The 3,236-nt window shown below is 49.4% G+C and carries 2 rRNA genes; both read left to right on the top strand.

Features of this window, described 5'->3' with window-relative positions:
* The first annotated feature begins 79 nt into the window (after positions 1-79).
* A 23S ribosomal RNA gene (locus tag Q7P33_RS17760) occupies positions 80-2,943 on the top strand.
* Positions 2,944-3,172: 229 nt separating this feature from the next.
* Positions 3,173-3,236, top strand: a 5S ribosomal RNA gene (gene rrf / locus Q7P33_RS17765); the annotation flags it as partial.

Consider the following 3,236-nt stretch of genomic DNA (forward strand, 5'->3'; position numbering starts at 1 on the left):
CGATCATTGAAAACAGCATAGTGTATAAATAAAATTTTGAAATACAATTTCTTTAACACGAAAACGTAACATCAAAGAGGATCAAGAAGAAAAGAGCACAGGGTGAATGCCTTGGCAATCAGAGCCGATGAAGGACGCGACAAGCTGCGAAAAGCTGCGTGTAGGTGCACATAACCGTTGAAGCGCAGATATCCGAATGGGGAAACCCGGCTGGTAGAAGACCAGTCACTGTAACGTGAATCAATAGCGTTATGGAGGGAACCTGGGGAACTGAAACATCTTAGTACCCGGAGGAAAAGAAAGAAACATCGATTCCTTGAGTAGCGGCGAGCGAAAGAGGAAGAGCCCGGATTACATCAAATTGACTTTATTAGCTGAACGGCATGGGAAGGCCGGACGAAGAGGGTGAGATCCCCGTAAGCGAAAATAAAGTGAGTGGGTAATCGACGAGTACCACGGGACACGTGAAACCCTGTGGGAAGATGGGGGGCCCACCCCCCAAGGCTAAATACTACTGATTGACCGATAGCGGAAAGTACCGTGAGGGAAAGGTGAAAAGAACCCCGGAAGGGGAGTGAAATAGAAACTGAAACCCTGTGCTTACAAGCAGCCGGAGCGCAAGTGACGGTGTGCTTTTTGTAGAACGGGCCAACGAGTTACGGTATGTAGCAAGGTTAAGTACTTCAGGTACGGAGCCGCAGGGAAACCGAGTCTGAACAGGGCGACAAGTTGCATGCTGTAGACCCGAAACCGTGTGATCTATCCATGACCAGGATGAAGCTTGGGTAAAACCAAGTGGAGGTCCGAACCAGTGTCTGTTGAAAAAGGCTTGGATGAGTTGTGGATAGGGGTGAAATTCCAATCGAACACGGAGATAGCTGGTTCTCCCCGAAATAGCTTTAGGGCTAGCGTTGTAAAGAAGAGTGATGGAGGTAGAGCACTGAATCGGCTAGGGGGCGTAAAGCTTACTGAACCGTATCAAACTCCGAATGCCATACACTTATATACAGCAGTCAGACTGTGTGAGATAAGTCTCATAGTCAAAAGGGAAACAGCCCAGACCATCCGCTAAGGTCCCCAAGTCCAGATTAAGTGGGAAAGGATGTGCAACTGCACAAACAACCAGGATGTTGGCTTAGAAGCAGCCACACATTTAAAGAGTGCGTAATAGCTCACTGGTCGAGTGGTTGTGCGCCGAAGATGAACGGGGCTAAAATCTGGCACCGAAGCGATGGATTATGGTACTACCATAGTGGTAGGGGAGCAATGTCCCAGGGGCGAAGCTTAATCGTAAGGTTAGGTGGACTGGGGACAAGAGAGAATGTTGGCATGAGTAGCGAAAGTGAAGTGAGAATCTTCACCATCGAAAGCCCAAGGTTTCCTGAGGAAGGTTCGTCCGCTCAGGGTAAGTCGGGGCCTAAGCCGAGGCGAGAAGCGTAGGCGATGGACAACAGGTTGAAATTCCTGTACCACCTTTAATTGTTTGAGAGATGGAGTGACACAGAAGGATAAGCGAACCCAGCGGTTGGAAAAGCTGGGCCAAGCGTCAAGGCTGATCAGGGAGGCAAATCCCCCTGGTCTTAAGGCCAAGGCGTTATGGGGAACGAAAAATAAGTAGGGAAGTCGCTGATTTCACGCTGTCAAGAAAAGCTTCTATTGAGAGAGAGGGTGCCCGTACCGTAAACCGACACAGGTAGGCGAGGAGAGAATCCTAAGATGAGCGGGAGAAGTGTTGTTAAGGAACTCGGCAAAATGACTCCGTAACTTCGGGAGAAGGAGTGCCCCTTAAGGGGGGCCGCAGAGAAGAGGCTCAAGCGACTGTTTAGCAAAAACATAGGTCTCTGCTAAATCGAAAGATGATGTATAGGGGCTGACGCCTGCCCGGTGCTGGAAGGTTAAGAGGAGTGCTTAGCGCAAGCGAAGGTGCGAATTTAAGCCCCAGTAAACGGCGGCCGTAACTATAACGGTCCTAAGGTAGCGAAATTCCTTGTCAGGTAAGTTCTGACCCGCACGAAAGGCGTAACGATTTGAGCGCTGTCTCGACAACACACCCGGTGAAATTGTAGTACTCGTGAAGATGCGAGTTACCCGCGACAGGACGGAAAGACCCCGTAGAGCTTTACTGCAATCTGGCATTGAGTTTTGGTAGTACACGTACAGGATAGGTGGGAGGCTAAGAATTTGGGACGCCAGTTTCGAAGGAGCCAACCTTGGGATACCACCCTTGTACTATTGGAATTCTAACGAGTGGCCGTAATCCGGTCATCGGACAGTGTCAGACGGGCAGTTTGACTGGGGCGGTCGCCTCCTAAAAAGTATCGGAGGCGCCCAAAGTTACCCTCAGGATGGTTGGAAACCATCTTCTAGAGTGCAAAGGCAAAAGGGTGATTGACTGCGAGAGAGACATCTCGAGCAGAGACGAAAGTCGGGCTTAGTGATCCGGTGGTTCCGAGTGGAAGGGCCATCGCTCAACGGATAAAAGCTACCTCGGGGATAACAGGCTTATCTCCCCCAAGAGTCCACATCGACGGGGAGGTTTGGCACCTCGATGTCGGCTCGTCTCATCCTGGGGCTGAAGCAGGTCCCAAGGGTTGGGCTGTTCGCCCATTAAAGAGGCACGCGAGCTGGGTTCAGAACGTCGTGAGACAGTTCGGTCCCTATCCGTCGTGGGCGTCAGATATTTGAGAGGAGCTGTTCCTAGTACGAGAGGACCGGAACGGACAAACCACTGGTGCACCAGTTGTTCCGCCAGGAGCATAGCTGGGTAGCTAAGTTTGGAAGGGATAAGTGCTGAAGGCATCTAAGCACGAAGCCCCCCTCAAGATAAGATATCTCACCAGAAATGGTTAAGGTTCCTGATAGACGATCAGGTAGATAGGCTGGGTGTGGAAGTATGGTAACATATGGAGCTGACCAGTACTAATCGACCGAGGTCTTGATCCAAGCATTTATACACTGTGCTGTTTTGAATGATCATCCGGGTTTTGTAAAAACCCGTACTGAGCAAAGCGAAAGCGTGCGAAGGATGATGAGCATTCGGCATTTTTTAAGCATTCTTATCCGTAAGGACTAAGAAAAGAATGATTAAAAAATACCATCCACTTAAAAAGTGATCATCAAAGACATTTGATACAAGCAATCATAATTAAATAAAACTAACTAGTTAAACTAGTTCCGTAATGATGGCGGAAGGGCCACACCTGTTCCCATACCGAACACAGAAGTAAAGTCTTCCA

It is taken from the genome of Acetobacterium wieringae (genome assembly GCF_026646375.1).
Classification (GTDB): Bacteria; Bacillota; Clostridia; order Eubacteriales; family Eubacteriaceae; genus Acetobacterium; species Acetobacterium wieringae_A.